This is a genomic window from Burkholderia crassaminum (assembly GCF_964265005.1).
Taxonomy (GTDB): Bacteria; Pseudomonadota; Gammaproteobacteria; order Burkholderiales; family Burkholderiaceae; genus Burkholderia.
In genome coordinates this window covers 2,608,562-2,626,684 of record NZ_OZ183800.1, presented here as the reverse complement: position 1 = coordinate 2,626,684, position 18,123 = coordinate 2,608,562, and the positions used below count along the sequence as shown (strand labels likewise).

Genomic DNA, 18,123 nt, shown 5'->3' with positions numbered 1-18,123 from the left:
CTGCTCCCGCTCAGTTCGCGTGATCGGTATGCACGGTCACGACCGCGGACAGGCCGGGACGCAGCACGTGCTCGAGGCCCGGCTGCGGATCGAGGTGCACGCGCACGGGCACGCGCTGGACGATCTTCGTGAAGTTGCCGGTCGCGTTCTCGGCCGGCAGCACGCTGAAGGTCGCGCCGGTGGCGGGCGCGAGGCTGTCGACGCGGCCGTGCAGGCGTGTGCTCGACGCATCGAGCGACACGTCGACGCGATCGCCCGCGTGCATCTTGCGCAGCTGGTCTTCCTTGAAGTTCGCGTCGATCCACAGTCCGGAGGCCGGCACGACCGTCAGCAGCGGCACGCCGACGTTCGCGAGCATCCCGACGCGGCCCGTGCGATTGCCGACGTAACCGTCGACCGGCGAGCGGATCGTCGTGTATTCGACGTTGAGCGCGGCGACGCGCTGCGCGGCAAGCGCGGTGTTCACGCGGGCCTGCGCGTCGGCGAGCTGCGCGCCGAGCACGTCGAGCTGCCGCTTCGACGCGAGCAGTGCGGCGTCGCTGCGTTCGACGGCGGCACCGGCCTTCGAGTAATCGGCGTCTGCGCGTTCGACGATCTGGTTCGACACGGCGTCGGATTTCACGAGTTCGCGGTAGCGCACGCGATCCGATGCGGCACGTGTCAGTTCGGCCGACGATGCGTTCTTGTCGGCTGCCTGCTGCCCGATCACCGCATATTGCAGTTGCTGCTTCGCCTCGAGTTCGGTCACGGCGGAGCGTGCGCTGTCGACTTCGGCGCCGGCCTGCGCGAGCTTCGCGTCGTAGTCGCGCGCATCGAGCTGCACGAGCACGTCGCCGGCCTTCACGCGCTGGTTGTCGGTCACGAGGATCTTGTCGACGAAGCCGTTGACCTTCGGCGCGAGCACCGTCACGTCGCCGCCGACATACGCATCGTCGGTACTTTCCTGGAAGCGCAGCACGAACAGCCAGTCGAGTGCTGCTGCGGCGACGACGACGACGACGGCACCCACCGCGATGCGCATCCACGGCACGCGGCGCTGTTGCTTCGCGGGCCGGTCGAGTGTGGCTGCTTCACGTGATGACGCAGCGGCTTGGGTCGTATCCATCGATTCACCTATGTATATGCACTTATCAAGTCGATCGACGAGATATCGTCGATCGGGAAAGGGGCTAGCGCTCCGGCAGGTTGTGCGTGATCCGGAACAATTCGTCTCGCAGGCGGGCCGCCTGCGCCGACCCGAACCGCTGCTCGAACGCTTCCTGCGCGGCGAGCCAGTGCACCTGCGCGTCGGCGATCTTCGTTTCGCCGTGCGCGGTCAGCGCGAACGTCTGGCGGCGGCATGGCGACTCGATCCGGCCTGCCACCAGCGCCGCGGCGACGAGCGGCTTGAGCGCGCGCAGCAGCGCGGTGCGTTCGATCACCAGCACGGCCGACAGCCTTGCCATCGTCAGGCCCGGCCGGTCGCGCAGCAGCGCGAGAATGCTGTACTGCGATGGCGTGACGCCCGCCCGCGACAGGTAACGCTCGTAGAACTGCGAGATCCGGCGGGCGGCTTGCCGGACCGCGAAGCAATCGTCATCGGTGAGCGTAGTCTTGTGCATGTGCACATGTTAGGGGGCAATACGGCGCGAAGCGAGCGGCGGGGCGGGATCAGATTGTTGTCACGGCTGTACCAATCGGCGTCAGGCCGCCGCCGGCACGATCCAGCCTTCGCGGTCGCAGTAGGCGGCCGTGTAGTCGATGAACGCCTTGACCTTCGCGGGCAGCAGCGCGCGGTTCGCGTACGCGAGCTTGATCTCGACGAAGGCGTCGACGAGATCGGCGTCCGGCAGCAGCTGCACGAGCGCGCCCGACGCGAGTTCGGCCCGAACGAGCGTTTTCGGCACGACGCCGATGCCGAAGTCGTGCATCACCATTTCGCGGTTGAAGACGGGGCTGTTCGACGAGATGTCGAAGCGGAACGGCACGGTCAGCATGTCGCCGTCGATGCGGAACGACAAGGCGGGCCGCCGCAGCGACGGCGACAGCGGCACGAACGGATGGTCGGCGAGATCGGCCGGCGTCTCGGGGCGCGAATGCGCGCGCAGGTACGCGGGTGTCGCGACGATCACGACCGGTATGCGTTCGACCAGCCGCACGACGGTCGATTCGCTCGTCAGCATGTAAGGCACGACGATGCCGATGTCGTAGCCTTCGCCGACGAGATCGACCGGGCGTTCGGTCAGCGTCACGTCGAGACGCACCTTCGGGTGCGCGGCCTTGAAGCCGGCGATCAGCGGCACCAGCCGGTTCAGCGCGGCCGTCGTGTGCGCGACGAGCCGCAGCAGGCCTTCAGGCTCGCGCGTCGGCGCCTGCGCTGCCGCTTCGAGCGAGTCGAGTTCGTCCAGCACGGCCGCGCAGCGCTCGTAGATGCGCTCGGCCGTTTCGGTCAGCGACACCTGGCGCGTGGTCCGGTGCAGCAGCCGGCTGCCGAAACGCGCTTCCAGATCCGCGACCGCACGCGACACGACAGGCCGTGCGAGGCCGTGCATGTCGGCGGCGCGCGTGAAGCTGCGCATCTCCACCACCGACCGGAAAATCCGCAGCTTGTCGATGTAGTCCATGTCCGTCTCCTTGACGCGAGTGCCGGCCGCCGGCCCGGTTACGGCGGAGTGTACATTGACTTTATGCATATGCACATATAAATTGCGGAGCATGAACGACACCTCGATTGCCCAGGCGTGCAACTGCCTCGCGCTGCGTCAGGCGGCGCGCTTCGTCACGCAACTGTACGAACGCCATCTGGCCCCGGTTGGCGTCACGCCCGCCCAGTTCTCGATCATGGCGAACCTGACGCGCAAGCCCGGCCTGCTGATGAGCGAACTCGCCGATACGCTCGTGATGGATCGCACGACGCTGCTGCGCGCGCTGAAGCCGCTGCAGCGCGACGGCTTCGTCGCAACGACCGCGTCCGAGCACGATGCGCGCGCGCATGCGCTGAGCCTCACGAAGCCGGGCGAGCGCACGTTCGCGCGGGCGTTGGTCGCGTGGCAGGCCGCACAGGACGAATTCGAGACGCAGTTCGGCCGCGACCGCGCGAAGGCGCTGCGCGACGAGCTGTTCAGTGTGACCGCGGAACGCTAGACGGATCGGCGGCAAACTGGAGCGGAATTCGAGCCATTGCCAGTATCAATCACCCTCCAGACTGAGAATTGGTTTTTTTGGCTGTCCGGATCAGCGATGATCTGGACAGTTTTTATTTCCAGTTGTAGAGTCCCCTGACGAATTTCACGGGCCGGCGCCGCCGGCACGCGTCAGAGGAGCAACCGATGCTGCAGTTGAGTGACCGCGACAGCGCCATGCTGCGCGGGGATTTCGGCGATGGCGTCGCGCGCGCGATGCGGATCGTCGCGCGCACGGCGCAAGTGATGTCCGCGCCGCACCTGATCGACATCACGTCCGCGCATATCGACGGCTGCCTTTACCACGGCCAGACCAGCCTCGACTTCGTCGAGTATTTCGTCGACACCGGTGCGAAGGTCGCGGTGCCGACCACGCTGAACGTCGGGTCGCTCGACCTGATCCATCCGGAGCTGTACCACGGCGACCGCACGATCCAGCGCGACGCGCAGCGCCTGATGGACGCGCACCTGCAGCTCGGGTGCGAATCGAGCTTCACGTGCGCGCCGTACCAGCTGAAGAACCGTCCCGCGAAAGGCGAGCAGATCGCGTGGGCCGAATCGAACGCGATCGTGTTTGCGAACTCGGTGCTCGGCGCGCGGACGAGCCGGTACGGCGATTTTCTCGACCTGGCCGCCGCGATCACCGGGCGGGCGCCGTACGCGGGGCTGCATGTCGAAGCGAACCGCGCCGCGCGGATCGTGTTCAACGCGCCGGACTTCAGCCGCCTGCCGTCGCGCGACATCCATTTCGCCGCGCTCGGGCTGCTGATCGGCAGGATCGCGGGCGCGGTCGTGCCGGCGATCGTCGGGTTGCCGGCGGACACCACCGAAGACGAACTCAAGGCGCTGGGGGCGGCCGCCGCGTCGAGCGGGGCCGTCGCGCTGTTTCATGCGGTCGGCGTGACGCCGGAAGCGCCCACACTCGATGCCGCGTTGCACGGGCAAGCGGCGCAACGGACGGTCGATGTCGCGATGGCCGATCTCGACGAGATTCGCCGCACGCTGAACCATGGCGCGGCCGGCGACCCGCTCGTCGCCGTGGCGCTCGGCACACCGCATTTCTCGCTGGCCGAATTCCGCACGCTCGACACCTTGCTCGACGCGTTCGACGGCAAGCCGGCCTGCGATTTCTACGTGAACACGAGCCGGTTCATCTTGTGGGAGCTGGGCGAAGCCGGCCTCGCGGAGAAATTCGCTGCGCGCGGCATCCAGATCGTCGTCGACACCTGCACGTACATCACGCCGGTGATGAAGCAGCTGTCGGGGCTGGTGATGACCAATTCGGGGAAATGGGCGTCGTATGCGCCCGCGAACATCGGCGTGACGGTCGCTTACGGCAGCATGCGCGAATGCGTGCGTTCGGCGTTCGAAGGAAAGGTGCGATTCGATGACTGACGCGACGGGCAAGGTGTTGACGGGCGATACGCTCGTGCCGGGCAGCGCATGCGCGCGCGCGTTCGTGCTCGACAAGCCGCTCAGCTTCTGGGGCGGCTACGACTCGGGCGCGGGCAAGATCGTCGATCGCGGGCATCCGCAGGCCGGTGCGAGCCTCGCTGGCAAGATGATGGTGATGCCACACGCAAAAGGTTCGAGTTCGAGCAGCAGCGTGCTCGCGGAAGCCGTGCGCAACGGTACGGGGCCGGTCGGGATCGTGCTGAAGGAGCGCGACCTGATCATCTCGATCGGCGCGATCGTGGCTGCCGAACTGTATGCGATCGCGGTGCCGGTGGTGTGCGTTTCCGACGACGTGTACGACGCGATCGTCGCCGCGACGGGCGATGTGCGGATCGAAGCGGGCGAGGGTGACGGCGGCGCGCGGATTTACCTCGGCGACGATGCGCAGTCGCGCGGATCCGCTTTGACCTGAACGAGCGGCGCGCGCTGACGGCGAGTCAGGCGGTGATCGCGGCGATGCGATCCGGGTTGTGTCTCGTTCGCTCGCGCAGTGGCCGCGCCCGGCACGATCAGATGATGCGCACGTGCCGGGTTTCTTCCTGCGTGATCGACAGCGCTGTCGTTGCCGCGGTCATTTCGCGTTTGCCGCCCGGCTGCGCCAGTCTCCTGATTTCGGGCCACAGGATCACGCCGAACAGGATCCGCAGGATCGCACTCAGCACGCCCAATCCGATTGCACACGCGCTGATCAGCGCAAACACGTCGAACGTCGATTCCGTGCTGAGTGTCACCACGGATACGATTGCGCTGACCACGGCGGCGGCGACCACGCAAAGAAGCATGACGGTGAGGTCGGTCCGGGCGCTGGCGACTTTGGCGGGACGCAGCAGATAAGCCGAACCGTCGGTCATGTTGCGGATGCCGTAGACGATCTGGCGATCCTGGACGTCGGCATAGGCGACATTCAACCGGTCGCCGTCGGCGATGAACAGGCGCGTCGTCCGGTTGGTCCTGAACACGAGGGGGGACGCGAGCGATTCGAGGTGGAGCGTGATTTCCTCGATGCTTTGCGTGGTCGAGCCCAGGTTGTTGCTCCAGATCTTCGTCTCGATCGATTGCTGGTCGATTGCCGTGACGCGGCCCGAGACGGTCTGCATCGCGTGGTTCGTCATGGGCGGCTCCGCTCCACGTCGAAACCGGACGGTGCGCCTGGCCAGCTCTGCTGGGCTTCGCGTCGCTGCGGCTGGAAGATCAGGTCGGACAAGCCGCCGATGGCGAGCAGGGTGCCCATCAGCGTAACGATGCCCGCGACAGTGGCCAGCGCCGAGACGAACGCCCAGCCCGAATGAAGTGCCGCGGCAGCGAGCCCAAAGCTCAGCACGAGCAGGCACGACGCCCAGGCTAGCAGCGACAGGTTCCGCCGCGTTTGCGCGACCACGTCGTAGGGGGCGATCGCCAGCTTGTCGCTCCTGATCCACGCGATCCGGCGACGGCCGCGATGCTCGAATGTGCACGCGCGCACCGGCATGCCGGGCTTCAGTTGTTCGATCTGCTTGAACGCGTCCTCGTCGACGTCGCTGGCCGTGACGAAGTAGCAGACGTTCTGCATCGTCACGCGGTATGACGGGGTGTTCCTGACATCGGCCTTGACTCGGATGAGGTTGGTATCGACGCAGTCGATCGTCGCCTCGATCACGGTGGTGAGATTGGGCATGGGTCGGAGAGGGCGCCGATTCGCGCGACGTCGTTTTGATGTGGCGCTCATCATACGCCAACGCGTTTGGCCGACCGCCCGGGATGGCCGGGTGGCGGATTGCCCGGCGTGTGGCACTGAAGTCCGCGCCCAGCCGCAGCCTGCTACCGGCGGCCCGGCGTTATTTGCGTTCGGGTGCGCCGGCCGCCGCTTCCCGATACGCGCTCGGTGTCTGCCCGGCCCAGCGCCGGAACGCGCGCGTGAAATTCGCCGGGTCGGTGAACTGCAGCCGCTCGGCGATCGTCTTCAGGTCGAGATCCGACGCCGCGAGCAACTGCTTCGCGTCGCGACACCGGGCTTCGTCGAGCAACTGCCGATAGCTCGACCCGGCCTCCTCGAGCCGGCGCCGCAGCGTGCGCGTCGATACGAGCAGCGCATCGGCGAGCGTGTCCGGCCCAGGGTAATCGCCTGCTGCACGCGCCAGCTCCGCGCGTACGCGCTCCACCAGATCGCCTTCCTCCTGGCGTACTTGCGCATACTCACGCTCTACCTGCACGAGCGCTTGCCGGTGCGCGACTTCGTCGGCGAGCGGCAGCGGCCAGTCGAGCACGTCGCGCGCGATCCACAGCGCGTTGGCGGCACAGCCGAATTCGACCGGCGGCAACGAGTCGCGATAGCGTGCGAAATAGGGCGGCTCCGGCCACGCGAATTGCAGCGCGATCGGCGGCGACGCGCGCCCGGCCCATTGCGAGATGTTCTGCGCGAGCCCGGTCAGCACGAACTCGAACATCACGTGATGCTGCAGCACGGGGCTCGCCTGCACGCCGTGCAGTTCGAGCGTCGCGCCGCGCTCGTCTTCTTCATAGGTCAGGCGATATTGGCGGTTGCGCATCCGGAAGTAGCGCTGCGTGACGGACAGCGCCTCGCGGATGTCCCGCGCGGTCAGTGTCGCGTAGCCGAGAAAGCCGTGCACGGTCGGCTTCAGCAGCAACCCGAACGCGAGCCCGATGCCCGGATCGCCGCCGATCTCGATCGCATTGAGCACGAGCCGTCCCCATTGCGACGGCGCGACGCGCGCGTCCGGTTCGGCCAATACCGCATCGCGCAGGCCCGTGCCGGCGCGCACGGCGGCCAGGTCGACCCCGCGTGCGGCAAGCGCCTGCAGCAGCAGGCGCGTATAGGCGACCGGAATCGTCGGCCGGCGCAGCCCGAGGCGATCCTTGGCGAGCGGGGAAGTCATGTCGTTTTGGCCGGAAATGACAAGCATTATGGCTGTTTGCCCCCTCACGTTCAAGGCGGCGCGCGCCTACGATGTCACGCATCGCTTATTGGCACGCTCATCATGACCACGACCTTTCCCCACCTGCTCGCACCGCTCGATCTCGGCTTCACGACGCTGAAGAACCGCGTGCTGATGGGCTCGATGCACACGGGCCTCGAGGACAGCCGCAAGACGCTGCCCCGGCTCGCCGAATATTTCGCCGAACGCGCACGCGGCGGCGTCGGCCTGATCGTGACGGGCGGTTTCGCGCCGAACGTGGCCGGCTGGACCAAGCCGTTCGGCGGCACGCTGATGACGTCGGCCGCCGCACGGCGGCATCGCGAGATCACGGACGCCGTGCACGCGGAGGACGGCAAGATCGCGCTGCAGATCCTGCATACCGGCCGCTACGGCTATCACCCGTTCGCGGTCGCGCCGTCGAAGATCAAGTCGCCGATCTCGCCGTTTGCGCCGCATGAGCTGAGCGCGCGTGGTGTCGAGCGGCAGATCCGCGCGTTCGTGCGTTGCGCGAAGCTCGCGCGTGAAGCCGGGTATGACGGCGTCGAGATCATGGGCTCCGAAGGCTACCTGATCAACCAGTTCATCTCGATGCATACGAACAAGCGCACCGACCAGTGGGGCGGATCGTACGAGAACCGCATCCGGCTGCCGATCGAGATCATCGAGCGCACGCGCGAAGCGGTCGGTCGCGATTTCATCCTGATCTACCGGCTGTCGATGCTCGACCTGATTCCGGACGGCAGCGACTGGAGCGAAACCGTGCAGCTCGCGAAGGCCGTCGAGCGCGCGGGCGCGACCATCATCAACACGGGGATCGGCTGGCACGAGGCGCGCGTGCCGACGATCGCGACGTCGGTGCCGCGCGGCGCGTTCGCGTGGGTGACGAAGAAGATGAAGGGCGAGGTCGGTATTCCGCTCGTGACGACCAACCGGATCAACCGTCCCGAAGTGGCCGAGCAGATCCTCGCGGACGGCTGCGCGGACATGGTGTCGATGGCGCGCCCGCTGCTCGCGGATGCCGAGTTCGTGGTCAAGGCCGCGCAGGGCCGCGCCGACGAGATCAACACCTGTATCGGCTGCAACCAGGCGTGCCTCGATCACGCGTTCAAGAACAAGGTCGCGTCGTGCCTGCTGAATCCGCGCGCGTGCCACGAGACGGAGCTGAAATACACGCCCGCACCGCAGCCGAAGCGCATCGCGGTGGTCGGCGCGGGGCCGGCCGGGCTCGCGTGCTCGACCGTGCTCGCGCAGCGCGGCCATCAGGTCGACCTGTTCGACGGCGCGGCCGAGATCGGTGGCCAGTTCAACATGGCGAAGCGGATTCCGGGCAAGGAGGAGTTTCACGAGGCGCTGAGTTACTTCGGCCGCCAGGTCGAGTTGACCGGCGTGAACCTGCACCTGAACCGCCGCGTCGACGCGAGCGAGCTGATCGCGGGTGGCTACGACGAGATCGTGCTCGCGACCGGCGTCGCGCCGCGCGACCCCAAGATTCCGGGGCAGGACGGGCCGAACGTGCTCAGCTACATCGACGTGCTCGCGGGCAGGCAGCCGGTCGGACGGCGTGTCGCGGTGGTCGGCGCGGGCGGGATCGGCTTCGATGTCGCCGAGTATCTGGTGCAGGACGGCGAATCGCCTGCGCTCGATCTGGAAGAGTGGAAGGCCGAATGGGGCGTGACCGACCCGGCCGCGACGCGTGGCGGCGTGACGCGTGCGCAGGTCACGGCGCCCGCGCGTGAAGTGACGCTGCTGCAGCGCAAGGCTGCGCCGCTCGGCAAGGGGCTCGGCAAGACCACCGGCTGGATTCACCGCGCGACGCTGAAGATGAAGCAGGTGAAGATGATCGGCGGCGTGAACTACGAGCTGATCGATGCGCGCGGGCTGCACGTGTCGTACGGCGAGCAGCGCACCGATCACGAGCTGATCGAAGCCGACACGATCGTGCTCTGCACGGGGCAGGAGCCGCAGCGCGCGCTGCTCGCACCGCTGCAGGCGGCCGGGCGTTCGGTGCACCTGATCGGCGGCGCGGATCTGGCCGCCGAACTCGACGCGAAGCGCGCGATCGATCAGGGCGCGCGGCTCGCGGCGCGGCTCTGATTGCTCGATGGCGCGGCTGCGCGTGGCCGCGATGGCATGCGCTTTCCCGGGATTCGGCGCTTGCGCCGGCGCGGCCTGACCGGAAGGCAGCGCCGGCCGCCGGGGTCAGTCCATCTCGACGCGCTGGGTCTCTGTCTCTTCCGCTTCGAGCATCGCCTTGACGATCAGATAGACGGCAGGTAGATCGTCGTCGTCGCGCTTCCAGTCGACGGCTTCCTCGATGTCCGCCGCGACCATTCGGCTGTCGCGCAGCCGGATGAATGCATCGACGACGGTCGGATCGTTGCGGTTCAGGAAACCGGCGTTCGAGAACGCAAGCTCCTCGACATTCAACAGCGCCTGCCAGCTCATCGTGCGGACCGCGGCCGGATGGCTGCGCCGCCGCAGGCCGAGCGCCCGCTGCGCGGGGGCGCCGACGACGCGTTGAAGATCGACGACCGCTTGCCGCGCGGCGCGCTCGAAGTGGATCGGGTTGAAACCGGGTTGCTCGGGATCGAATGCGGATGACTGGAACATGGTCGCCTCACAAAAATCCGTCCGTCGATGGGTGACGGAATTCGGGTCAAATGGTGCAAAAGCACTGTAAATATATACAGTGTTGGAGGCGGTTTCAAGTCCCGAATGAAGAATCTTGCAGCAGGGCCGGGCGGCCCTGGCGAAGGCGACCGAAGCCGGCAATCGGGCGCCGTCCGGCAAGCCGTCCCCGCCGCCGTGGCGAATCAGGCCGCCGTCGTTGGCTTATACCGATGCCGCAATCGTCTCCCGCAGCCACCGATGCGCCGGATCGCGATGCACGCGCTCGTGCCACAGCATCGACATTTCATAGCCGGGCACGTCGACCGGCGCTTGCACGACACGCAGCGCGGGCACGTCGCGCACCAGCCGCTCGGGCAGCATCGCGACGAGATCGGTGCTGGCGACGGCCGACATCACGAACAGGAAATGCGGCACGGACAGCACGACGCGCCGTGTGGCGCCGACTTTCGCGAGCACTTCATCCGTCACGCCGAAGAAGCCGCCGCCATCGGGCGACACGATCACGTGTTCCAGCGTGCCGAACTGCGCGAGCGTCGGGCGCCGCTTCAGCTTCGGATGCCCGGCGCGGCCGATCAGCACGTATCGCTCGACGAACAGCGGCAGGCGCCGCATGCCGGCCGGCGAACCCTCGGTCGTATGGAATGCCAGATCGATGCCGCTGCGCTCCGCATCCTGCTCGATGCGCGGCGGTACGAGCTCGACGACGGCCAGCCGCGTACCGGGTGCGGCCGAACGCAGCGTGTTCAGCGCGGGCAGCATGATCGTCGACTCGCCGTAGTCGGTCGCGGCCACGCGCCACGTGTTCGTCGCGGTCGCGGGATCGAACGGCGTGGCGGGAATCACCGCGCGTTCGATCGCTTCGATTGCATCCCGCAACGGCTCGCGCAGCGCTTCCGCGCGCGCGGTGGGCCGCATCCCGCGCGGCCCCGGCAACAGCAGCGGATCGCCGAACAGGTCGCGCAGTTTCTGCAACTGCACGCTGACCGACGGCTGCGACATGTTCAGCTTCTCGGCCGCGCGCGTGACGTTGAGCTCGGCGAGCAGCACGTCCAGCGTGACGAGCAGGTTCAGGTCGAGTCGTCTGAGATAATTCATGGCTATACCTGGAATATCAGGAATTCATTTCAAATATACCGTCGGCGGCGTCATCCTGCAGTCATTCAATCAACGGAGTGACGAACATGAACGTGCTGATCGTTTATGCCCATCCGGAACCGCGTTCGCTGAACGGCGCGCTGCGCGACTTTGCCGTCGAGCATCTCGAAGCGGCGGGTCACAGCGTGCGGGTGACGGACCTGTATGCGATGAACTGGAAGGCGGCGTTCGACGCGAACGACGTGACCGATCGCGCTCCCGACGCGCGTTTCGATCCGTCGCTCGACTCGAAGCACGCGTTCGCGACGGGCACGCAAAGCGAAGACATCGCGCGCGAGCAGGACAAGCTGAGGTGGGCCGATGCGGTGATCCTGCAGTTTCCGCTGTGGTGGTTCTCGATGCCGGCGATCATGAAGGGCTGGGTCGAGCGTGTGTATGCGTACGGTTTTGCCTACGGTGTCGGCGAGCATTCCGACAGCCATTGGGGCAATCGTTATGGCGAAGGTTCGTTCGCCGGCAAGCGCGCGATGCTGATCGTCACGGCAGGCGGGTGGGAGTCGCACTACAGCCCGCGCGGTATCAACGGGCCGATCGACGACGTGCTGTTTCCGATTCAGCACGGGATGCTGTATTACCCGGGTTTCGACGTGCTGCCGCCGTTCGTGATCTACCGGACGGGAAAGATGAACGAAGCGCGCTTCGACGAAACGCGCGCGGCGCTCGGCAGGCGTCTCGACGATCTGTGGACCACGCAGCCGATTCCGTTCCGGCGGCAGAACGCGGGCGACTACGAGATTCCGGCGTTGACGCTGAAGGCCGGGATCGCGCCGGAGAAGGTCGGATTCGGCGCGCACATGGAATGACTTCCGGCGGTCGGCCCGGACGATGCGCCCGCCGTTCGCGGGCGCGTCTTCGGCCCGGACGCATGAGATGCCGCGGATCGCGCCGCGGCGATGCCGCCGCTCACGCTGGCGGCAGCGAGAAGGTGAAGGTCGAGCCGCGATCCGTGTTGTTGGTCGCCCATACGCGTCCGCAGTGCGATTCGATGATCGACTGGCAGATCGACAGGCCGATACCCATGCCGGCCGGCTTCGTCGTGAAGAACGCGTCGAACAGCCGATCGATGTCTTCGTCGCGAATGCCGGTTCCGGAATCCCGCAGCGCGACCGCGACGTGGCCGTTTTGTTCCAGATGCGACGTGACGACGAGGTGGCGCACGCCATCGGGCAGGCCGGCCATCGCCTGTATCGCGTTCACGAGCAGGTTCATCAACACCTGTTGAAGCTGGATCCGGTTGCCCGAGATCGGCGGGAGGCCGGCCGCGAGGTCGACGCGCAACGCGATGCCGTGATGCGCCAATTCCCCGTTGAGCAACGCGACGGTTTCCTCGACGACGTCGTTCAATGCCAGCTCGTCGCGCTGCACGGCGGCGGAGCGCGACGTCAGGTCGCGAACCCGCTGCACGATACTGGCGGCACGCATGCTGCTGGAAATCACGCCGTCGAGGCAGGCACGCACTTCGTCGAGCTCGGGCGGATCGCGCGCGATCCAGCGCTGGGCGGTCTGCCCGAAGGTCAGTATTGCCGACAGTGGCTGGCCGACCTCATGCGCGATGGACGCGCTGAGCGCACCCAACATCGTTGCGCGCGCAACGCGCTCGAGTTCGGCACGGGTCGAGCGAATCTGGTCCTCGGCCTGTCGCGCGGCACTGACGTCCATTACCGCGCCGACGTACTGCGCGCTTTGCTGCGCGTCGTCGAGCGGATGGGCGACCAGGTGGGCATGCTTGACGGTTCCGTCGGGCATCAGCAATCGTGCATGGAAATCGAGGCAGCCTCTCGATCGGGTGGCGGCCGTCAGCGCGACCTGGAAGGCGCCGGCGTCCTCGGGATGCAGACGGGCCGCGAACAGCGCGATGGACGGCGTGGTCGCGGTGTCGTACTCGAGAATCCGGAATGTCTCCGCCGACCACGAAACGGCGGCGGTCGCGATATTCCAGCCGAAGCTGCCGGTGCGGCTCAGGCGTTGCACTTCGGCGAGGAATTCCGCCTCGCTGCGGCGCAGCGCCTGCTCGGCCAGTTTGCGCTGCGTGATGTCCGTGTTGCTTTCGAGGATGCCGCGCGGTTCGCCGCCGGCATCGACCTGCATGGACCACCGGCTCGCGAGGACGAGTATCTTGCCGTCGTGGCTCGTATGCACGAGCTCGCCTTCCCAGTGACCGGTGCCCTTCAGGATCGCGTTGATCTCATCGAGCGGCACGGGGAAGACCGTCTTGAGCAGCGTGTGCGCATGCCGGCCGATTGCGTCGGCGCTTTTCCATCCGTACAGGGTTTCCGCAGCGCGATTCCAGTACTTGATCGTATCGTTTTCGTCGCGCACGAAGATGCTGTCGTTCGTGAGGTCCAGCAGGCGGGCCTGTTCGTGCTGGATATGCCCGAGGACACGGATATGCCGGATCATCGCGCAGACGATGAGCGTCGTGACCAGGAACGTTGCAAGCGCGACGATGTCTTGCGTCCGGCTGACCGTCAGCGCGAAATAGGGCACCGTGAAATAGTAGTCCAGGAGGGCGCCGCCAAGCACCGCAAACAGGACGGACGACAGCAACGAGCCGAATATCGCGAGGACGACGATCACCAGCCGTAACACGAGGCTGGCGGTCGGATACTCGACATGCCACGCGAGGCATGCCCAAGTGGCAGCGGCCACGGCGACGCTGCCGCCGGCGCAGAACAGGACGGCGTACATGAACTGCGCGGGCGTGACGGGCTGCCACTTCAGATACGGACGGACGCCGGACAGGACGCCACGCAATAGCGTCGCGCGAGAAGCGGGCTGGATGGTTGAGCGCATGGCAAGCGAAGGGTGGCGACCTCGGGTACGCGATTGCGGGCGGTGCTTGTTCTGTGAAGTGGGTGATCCGGGTGCGGCGTGGCGAATCGTTCGATCGGTATCCCGATCGCACGCGCGAACGGCGACCGGCCGTGGTGGAGACCGGGCGCAGTCAGTTTCGCGGCGCGTGCGCTGCGGGTTGACGGGCAACGGGCAACGGGCAAAGTGCGACCGATTCCCGTGCCGGCACGACACGAGAGAAGTTGCCACGATGCGCCTGAATAGTCCTGAATTTGCCGCTAATTCTTCTTCGCTGGCGGGCAGGCGTAGCTGCACCGCGGCGTCGGGCGCGGATGCGGTGTGGCGGAAAGCGCAGTCTTGGGGGATTGAGCGGCGGGGCGTCTGGATCAGGCAGGCTTGCCGGAGGCAAAGCCTTGAAACGTATTAAGGGCTGCACCGATACGTGCGCCGCGAACGCCGGCGCAATCGCATCGGAATCCCGTGGTACTTCGTCCGCCTCGGTCGAGACGATGCACCGCGAATTCCACGGCTTGTCGGTCGTTCACCGATCGTCTTCCCGAATCGAAGACGGATGCCGGCAAAGTGCCCGTACCTCGAGCTCCACATACGGAAACAGCGGCAGCTGGCTGAGCAGGTCATGCAATTGCTGCACGCTTTCGACATCGAAAATCGTGACGGGCTGGGGCGAGCGTGTGTATGCGTACGGTTTTGCTTATGGTGTCGGCGAGTATTCGGATACGCGCTGGGGTAAACCGCAATGGCGAAGGTTCGATAGCCGGCACGCGCGCGATCATGACCGATCGACGCGCCGTTCGATGCGAAGGCGCCCCGGCGGCTCGAAGTAGGTGCCGAAACGCACGAGCCCGGTGTTCTTCAGGTGGCACGTCATCTCGAAGCTGACCAGGATGCCGGGATCGCGGTTGTCGACGATCGCGACGTCGATCGAGCGAATGCGCGGTTCGTACTTCAGCAGCGTCGCCTCCATCTGCTGTTTGAGCAGGTGCGCGGATGCGGGCAGTGCCTTGTAGATGTTCGTGAGATCGGGTAGCCCGTAGTCGGGCAGGTGCTTGAGCGCACCGGCCCGCGTATTGAGAATGCGGCGTAGGTTCTGCTGCACGCTCAGGCATTCGAGCGTCCGGTCGTCGTAAGCGCCGATCGGTTCTCCGCCGATCTGGCCGAGCAGCATGTCGTAGAGGGAGGGGCCGGCGGTCATCGGTTGTTCCATTGTGCGGTGCTGGTTTCGGCGGCCGTCGGCGCATCGACGAAGTCGATCGTCAACGTTCCTTCGGTAGCGGTCGACAGCAGGATCTTTCCTGGCGTAATGCCCGTTGCCATCCGTCCAAGCAGCTCGCGGGACACGACCGGCAGCACGCGCTGGTTCAGGAACGCGTCGACGCTGCGTGCGCCAGATTCACGCGATACGCAGTGCCGCGCGATCGATTCGATCAGATCGTCCGTGCACGCCAATGTCACAGTGTGTTGCCGATGCAGGCGTTCGGCGATCTTGTTCAGCTTGATCCGCACGATAGACGCGAGCGCCGCAGCGCCGAGCGGTCGGTAGACAAGCGTCTGAAAGCGTGCGAGCAATGCGGGCTGGAAGTGCGCGACCAACGGAGGATGAACGGCTTCGCGTAGTGCTGCGTGTGAGATCGCAGGATCCTCGGTCGTTGCGTCGTCGATTTGCGTGCTGCCGAGATTGGAAGTCATCACGATCACGCAGTTGCGGAAATCGATCTCGCGTCCCTCGCCGTCGCGCATCGTGCCGCGGTCGAACACCTGATAGAAAATGTCGAGCACGTCGCGATGCGCTTTCTCGACTTCGTCCAGCAGCACGACGCTGTACGGACGCTGACGCACGGCTTCGGTCAGGACACCGCCGCGTCCGTAACCCACGTAGCCGGGCGGCGAGCCCTTGAGTTGCGATACGTTATGCGCTTCCTGGTACTCCGACAGGTTGATCGTCGTCAGCGCGGCATCGCCGCCGAACAGCAGGTCGGCGAGTGCCAGTGCGGTTTCGGTCTTGCCGACGCCGGACGGCCCGGTGAGCAGGAACACGCCGAGCGGTGCGTGCTCGTTCTTCAGGCCGGCCTTGGCGGTACGCAGGCTCTCCGCCAACGCGCCGATCGCATCGTCCTGCGCAACCACACGCGCAGCGAGCGTTGCTTCGAGCGCGAGCAGGCTTCGCAGTTCGTCCTCGACGAGATTGCCGACCGGCACGCCGGTCCATTCCGCGACGACGCGCGCGATGGCCTGCGCATCGACGTCGGCGGCGATCATCGGCGACTTTCGCTGAACGGTCGATAGCGCATCGATGGCATTGGAAATGGCCGCCGGATCGAGCGCAGGGCTGGCGCCGCCGCGAAGCGTGCGCAAGACGTCGACGAGTTCGCGTTCCCGCAAGTACTGGCTGAGCAGCATGTCGGCAGTGTCGCGCACGGCGTCGTGTTCCGTGTCGATCGTGGCGCGCCGCTCGGTGAGGTCGCCTATCCCGGCACGGGAATCCGCATCGAGCGCGGCGCGTTCAAGTTCGAGTGCCGTCAGTGTCGCGCGTGCCTGCTGCAGCTCCACCGGCGGCACGTCAAGCGCCATGCGCACGCGCGCGGCAGCCGTGTCGATCAGATCGACGGCCTTGTCCGGCAACTGCCGGGCCGGAATGTAGCGGCGTGACAGCCGCACGGCCGCGACGATCGCCTCGTCGCGAATGTGGACGTCGTGATGTTTTGCATAGCGGCTTGCGAGCCCGCGCAGCATCAGGCAAGCCGTGTCGTCGTCCGGCTCGTCGACCTTGATGATCTGGAAGCGCCGTTCGAGCGCGGCGTCGCGTTCGAAATATTCCTTGTACTCGGCCCATGTGGTCGCCGCGATCGTGCGCAACTCGCCGCGCGCGAGCGCCGGCTTGAGCAGGTTGGCCGCATCGGCACCGCCCACCGCGTTGCCCGCACCGATCAGCGTATGCGCTTCGTCGACGAACAGCAGGATGGGTGTCGTCGATGTCCGCACCTCGTCGATCACGTTCTTCAGCCGTTGTTCGAATTCGCCCTTCACGCCAGCGCCGGCCTGCAGCAAGCCGAGATCGAGCGTCAGGATGCGCGTGTCGCGGATCGTTTCCGGCACGCTGCCTTCGACCACGCGCAATGCGAGCCCCTCGACTAGCGCGGTCTTGCCGACACCCGGCTCGCCGACCAGGATCGGGTTGTTCTTGCGGCGGCGCGCCAGCACGTCGATCATCTGCCGGATCTCCCGATCGCGTCCGAAGACGGGGTCGATCTCGCCACGGCGGGCCTTTTCGGTCAGGTCGAGCGCAAAGCGCGCGAGTGCGTTGTCGTCGGTGGCGCGAGACGGTGCCTGTCGAGCGTGACGATCGATGGAGGCTTCCGTCGCTGCATTGCCGGGGTGACCGACGGTTGGCGGCGTTTTCGGCGGCAACGTCATTTCATCGGACGCGTTCTCGGATGAACGTCGCCCGATCCGGGGCAGCACGCGTCGGATCTGCGCGCTTGACACCGACAAGAGCGGCCACGCACGTTGCGTGCGCAGCACGTGCGGCGCGTCGACGATCGCCTGCAGCAGATGGCCCGAGCGAATGGTGCCGTCGGAATCGTCCGACATCGCATGCGTCCACGCATCCTCGATCACCGTGGCGAGCTGCCGTGACAGCGCCGGCATGCCGCGCAACGTGCGTGGCATGCGGTTGATCACGTCGATCAACGCATCCCAAACCGCATCGATATCGAGATCGTAGTGGCGCAGGATCGCCGGAATGTCGCCGTCGTCCGCTTCGATCAGTTTCAGCACCCAGTGCTCGACCGCGATCTCGTCCGCGAGCCGGGTTTGGCAAAGGCTTGCAGCGGCTTCGAGCGCGCGTGTGCAATGGGGATTGAGGCGGCGAATGAGATGGGAGGCGTCCCGGAGAGGCGGCGTCATGTCGATAGCGGATCAGGAAGGGAGGAGGGCGTGCGTCGGGCGATGCACATGCGAACCTAGGGGGGCGATTGCGAATGGGCGATCGGCGG

General features: G+C 66.4%; 16 protein-coding genes and 2 pseudogenes. 6 read left to right on the top strand and 12 right to left on the bottom strand.

Annotation, left to right across the window (positions count from 1 at the left end; translation table 11 throughout):
* Positions 1 to 10: 10 nt before the first annotated feature.
* The 3 genes from ACPTTF_RS28720 to ACPTTF_RS28710 form a co-directional block, all read right to left on the bottom strand.
* A complete protein-coding gene (locus ACPTTF_RS28720; RefSeq protein ID WP_423369158.1) occupies positions 11 to 1,105 on the bottom strand; it encodes an HlyD family secretion protein in 1,095 nt (364 codons plus the stop codon).
* Positions 1,106 to 1,169: 64 nt separating this feature from the next.
* Positions 1,170 to 1,601, bottom strand: a complete 432-nt coding sequence (locus ACPTTF_RS28715; protein ID WP_423369157.1) for a MarR family winged helix-turn-helix transcriptional regulator — start codon at positions 1,599 to 1,601, stop codon at positions 1,170 to 1,172.
* A gap of 81 nt (positions 1,602 to 1,682) precedes the next feature.
* Positions 1,683 to 2,603, bottom strand: coding sequence for a LysR family transcriptional regulator (locus ACPTTF_RS28710; RefSeq protein ID WP_166954387.1), 921 nt, complete (start codon positions 2,601 to 2,603; stop codon positions 1,683 to 1,685).
* Positions 2,604 to 2,694: 91 nt separating this feature from the next.
* Between ACPTTF_RS28710 and ACPTTF_RS28705 the strand changes: the two genes are divergently transcribed.
* The 3 genes from ACPTTF_RS28705 to ACPTTF_RS28695 all read left to right on the top strand — a co-directional run bounded on the left by ACPTTF_RS28705 (position 2,695) and on the right by ACPTTF_RS28695 (position 5,028).
* Positions 2,695 to 3,123 (top strand): MarR family winged helix-turn-helix transcriptional regulator, encoded by a 429-nt coding sequence (locus tag ACPTTF_RS28705; RefSeq protein ID WP_423369156.1) that lies wholly within the window; start codon positions 2,695 to 2,697, stop codon positions 3,121 to 3,123.
* Between the two features lie 185 nt (positions 3,124 to 3,308).
* A complete protein-coding gene (locus ACPTTF_RS28700) occupies positions 3,309 to 4,556 on the top strand; it encodes an aconitase X (protein ID WP_423369155.1) in 1,248 nt (415 codons plus the stop codon).
* Positions 4,549 to 5,028 (top strand): aconitase X swivel domain-containing protein, encoded by a 480-nt coding sequence (locus ACPTTF_RS28695; protein WP_423369154.1) that lies wholly within the window; start codon positions 4,549 to 4,551, stop codon positions 5,026 to 5,028. The genes ACPTTF_RS28700 and ACPTTF_RS28695 overlap by 8 nt, the downstream gene beginning before the upstream one ends.
* A 97-nt stretch (positions 5,029 to 5,125) precedes the next feature.
* Here the strand turns inward: ACPTTF_RS28695 and ACPTTF_RS28690 are convergent, their stop codons facing one another.
* The 3 genes from ACPTTF_RS28690 to ACPTTF_RS28680 form a co-directional block, all read right to left on the bottom strand.
* Complete coding sequence (locus tag ACPTTF_RS28690) at positions 5,126 to 5,728, bottom strand: hypothetical protein (protein WP_166954380.1); 603 nt, start codon at positions 5,726 to 5,728, stop codon at positions 5,126 to 5,128.
* Positions 5,725 to 6,252 (bottom strand): hypothetical protein, encoded by a 528-nt coding sequence (locus ACPTTF_RS28685; protein WP_347814737.1) that lies wholly within the window; start codon positions 6,250 to 6,252, stop codon positions 5,725 to 5,727. Before ACPTTF_RS28685 ends, ACPTTF_RS28690 begins: the two co-directional genes overlap by 4 nt.
* Positions 6,253 to 6,430: 178 nt before the next feature.
* Positions 6,431 to 7,516 (bottom strand): AraC family transcriptional regulator, encoded by a 1,086-nt coding sequence (locus tag ACPTTF_RS28680; RefSeq protein ID WP_423369153.1) that lies wholly within the window; start codon positions 7,514 to 7,516, stop codon positions 6,431 to 6,433.
* Between the two features lie 75 nt (positions 7,517 to 7,591).
* Here ACPTTF_RS28680 and ACPTTF_RS28675 point away from each other — a divergent pair, with 75 nt between their 5' ends.
* Positions 7,592 to 9,625: an FAD-dependent oxidoreductase gene (locus tag ACPTTF_RS28675; protein WP_423369152.1), complete on the top strand. Its 2,034-nt coding sequence runs from the start codon at positions 7,592 to 7,594 to the stop codon at positions 9,623 to 9,625.
* Between the two features lie 105 nt (positions 9,626 to 9,730).
* On the opposite strand, the gene ACPTTF_RS28670 is transcribed toward ACPTTF_RS28675, so the two are convergent.
* Positions 9,731 to 10,141: a DUF2471 domain-containing protein gene (locus ACPTTF_RS28670; RefSeq protein ID WP_423369903.1), complete on the bottom strand. Its 411-nt coding sequence runs from the start codon at positions 10,139 to 10,141 to the stop codon at positions 9,731 to 9,733.
* Positions 10,142 to 10,363: 222 nt separating this feature from the next.
* Positions 10,364 to 11,257, bottom strand: a complete 894-nt coding sequence (locus ACPTTF_RS28665) for a LysR family transcriptional regulator (RefSeq protein ID WP_423369151.1) — start codon at positions 11,255 to 11,257, stop codon at positions 10,364 to 10,366.
* Positions 11,258 to 11,343: 86 nt separating this feature from the next.
* On the opposite strand from ACPTTF_RS28665, the gene ACPTTF_RS28660 reads away from it, so the two are divergent.
* Positions 11,344 to 12,120, top strand: coding sequence for an NAD(P)H-dependent oxidoreductase (locus tag ACPTTF_RS28660; protein ID WP_423369150.1), 777 nt, complete (start codon positions 11,344 to 11,346; stop codon positions 12,118 to 12,120).
* A 100-nt stretch (positions 12,121 to 12,220) separates the two neighbouring features.
* Here ACPTTF_RS28660 and ACPTTF_RS28655 read toward each other — a convergent pair whose 3' ends face one another.
* Positions 12,221 to 14,425, bottom strand: coding sequence for an ATP-binding protein (locus tag ACPTTF_RS28655; RefSeq protein ID WP_423369149.1), 2,205 nt, complete (start codon positions 14,423 to 14,425; stop codon positions 12,221 to 12,223).
* A gap of 226 nt (positions 14,426 to 14,651) precedes the next feature.
* Positions 14,652 to 14,786 (bottom strand): annotated as a pseudogene (locus ACPTTF_RS28650) (muconolactone Delta-isomerase family protein); the annotation flags it as partial.
* Between ACPTTF_RS28650 and ACPTTF_RS28645 the strand changes: the two are divergent.
* Positions 14,779 to 14,905 (top strand): annotated as a pseudogene (locus ACPTTF_RS28645) (flavodoxin family protein); the annotation flags it as partial. The pseudogenes ACPTTF_RS28650 and ACPTTF_RS28645 overlap by 8 nt on opposite strands.
* Here the strand turns inward: ACPTTF_RS28645 and tssE are convergent.
* Together tssE and tssH are read right to left on the bottom strand one after the other, a co-directional pair.
* Complete coding sequence (gene tssE / locus ACPTTF_RS28640) at positions 14,901 to 15,323, bottom strand: type VI secretion system baseplate subunit TssE (protein ID WP_166954362.1); 423 nt, start codon at positions 15,321 to 15,323, stop codon at positions 14,901 to 14,903. The pseudogene ACPTTF_RS28645 and the gene tssE sit on opposite strands and share 5 nt — an antisense overlap.
* Positions 15,320 to 18,034, bottom strand: coding sequence for a type VI secretion system ATPase TssH (gene tssH, locus ACPTTF_RS28635; protein WP_423369148.1), 2,715 nt, complete (start codon positions 18,032 to 18,034; stop codon positions 15,320 to 15,322). The genes tssE and tssH overlap by 4 nt, the downstream gene beginning before the upstream one ends.
* Positions 18,035 to 18,123: the final 89 nt, after the last annotated feature.

Coding starts and splice junctions, on each gene's coding strand:
- ACPTTF_RS28680 (WP_423369153.1), bottom strand. CDS start 7,516: ATGCTTGTCATTTCCGGCCAAAACGACATGACTTCCCCGCTCGCCAAG.
- tssH (WP_423369148.1), bottom strand. CDS start 18,034: ATGACGCCGCCTCTCCGGGACGCCTCCCATCTCATTCGCCGCCTCAAT.
- ACPTTF_RS28710 (WP_166954387.1), bottom strand. CDS start 2,603: ATGGACTACATCGACAAGCTGCGGATTTTCCGGTCGGTGGTGGAGATG.
- ACPTTF_RS28720 (WP_423369158.1), bottom strand. CDS start 1,105: ATGGATACGACCCAAGCCGCTGCGTCATCACGTGAAGCAGCCACACTC.
- ACPTTF_RS28670 (WP_423369903.1), bottom strand. CDS start 10,141: ATGTTCCAGTCATCCGCATTCGATCCCGAGCAACCCGGTTTCAACCCG.
- ACPTTF_RS28665 (WP_423369151.1), bottom strand. CDS start 11,257: ATGAATTATCTCAGACGACTCGACCTGAACCTGCTCGTCACGCTGGAC.
- ACPTTF_RS28705 (WP_423369156.1), top strand. CDS start 2,695: ATGAACGACACCTCGATTGCCCAGGCGTGCAACTGCCTCGCGCTGCGT.
- ACPTTF_RS28715 (WP_423369157.1), bottom strand. CDS start 1,601: ATGCACAAGACTACGCTCACCGATGACGATTGCTTCGCGGTCCGGCAA.
- ACPTTF_RS28695 (WP_423369154.1), top strand. CDS start 4,549: ATGACTGACGCGACGGGCAAGGTGTTGACGGGCGATACGCTCGTGCCG.
- ACPTTF_RS28660 (WP_423369150.1), top strand. CDS start 11,344: ATGAACGTGCTGATCGTTTATGCCCATCCGGAACCGCGTTCGCTGAAC.
- ACPTTF_RS28700 (WP_423369155.1), top strand. CDS start 3,309: ATGCTGCAGTTGAGTGACCGCGACAGCGCCATGCTGCGCGGGGATTTC.
- ACPTTF_RS28675 (WP_423369152.1), top strand. CDS start 7,592: ATGACCACGACCTTTCCCCACCTGCTCGCACCGCTCGATCTCGGCTTC.
- tssE (WP_166954362.1), bottom strand. CDS start 15,323: ATGACCGCCGGCCCCTCCCTCTACGACATGCTGCTCGGCCAGATCGGC.
- ACPTTF_RS28690 (WP_166954380.1), bottom strand. CDS start 5,728: ATGACGAACCACGCGATGCAGACCGTCTCGGGCCGCGTCACGGCAATC.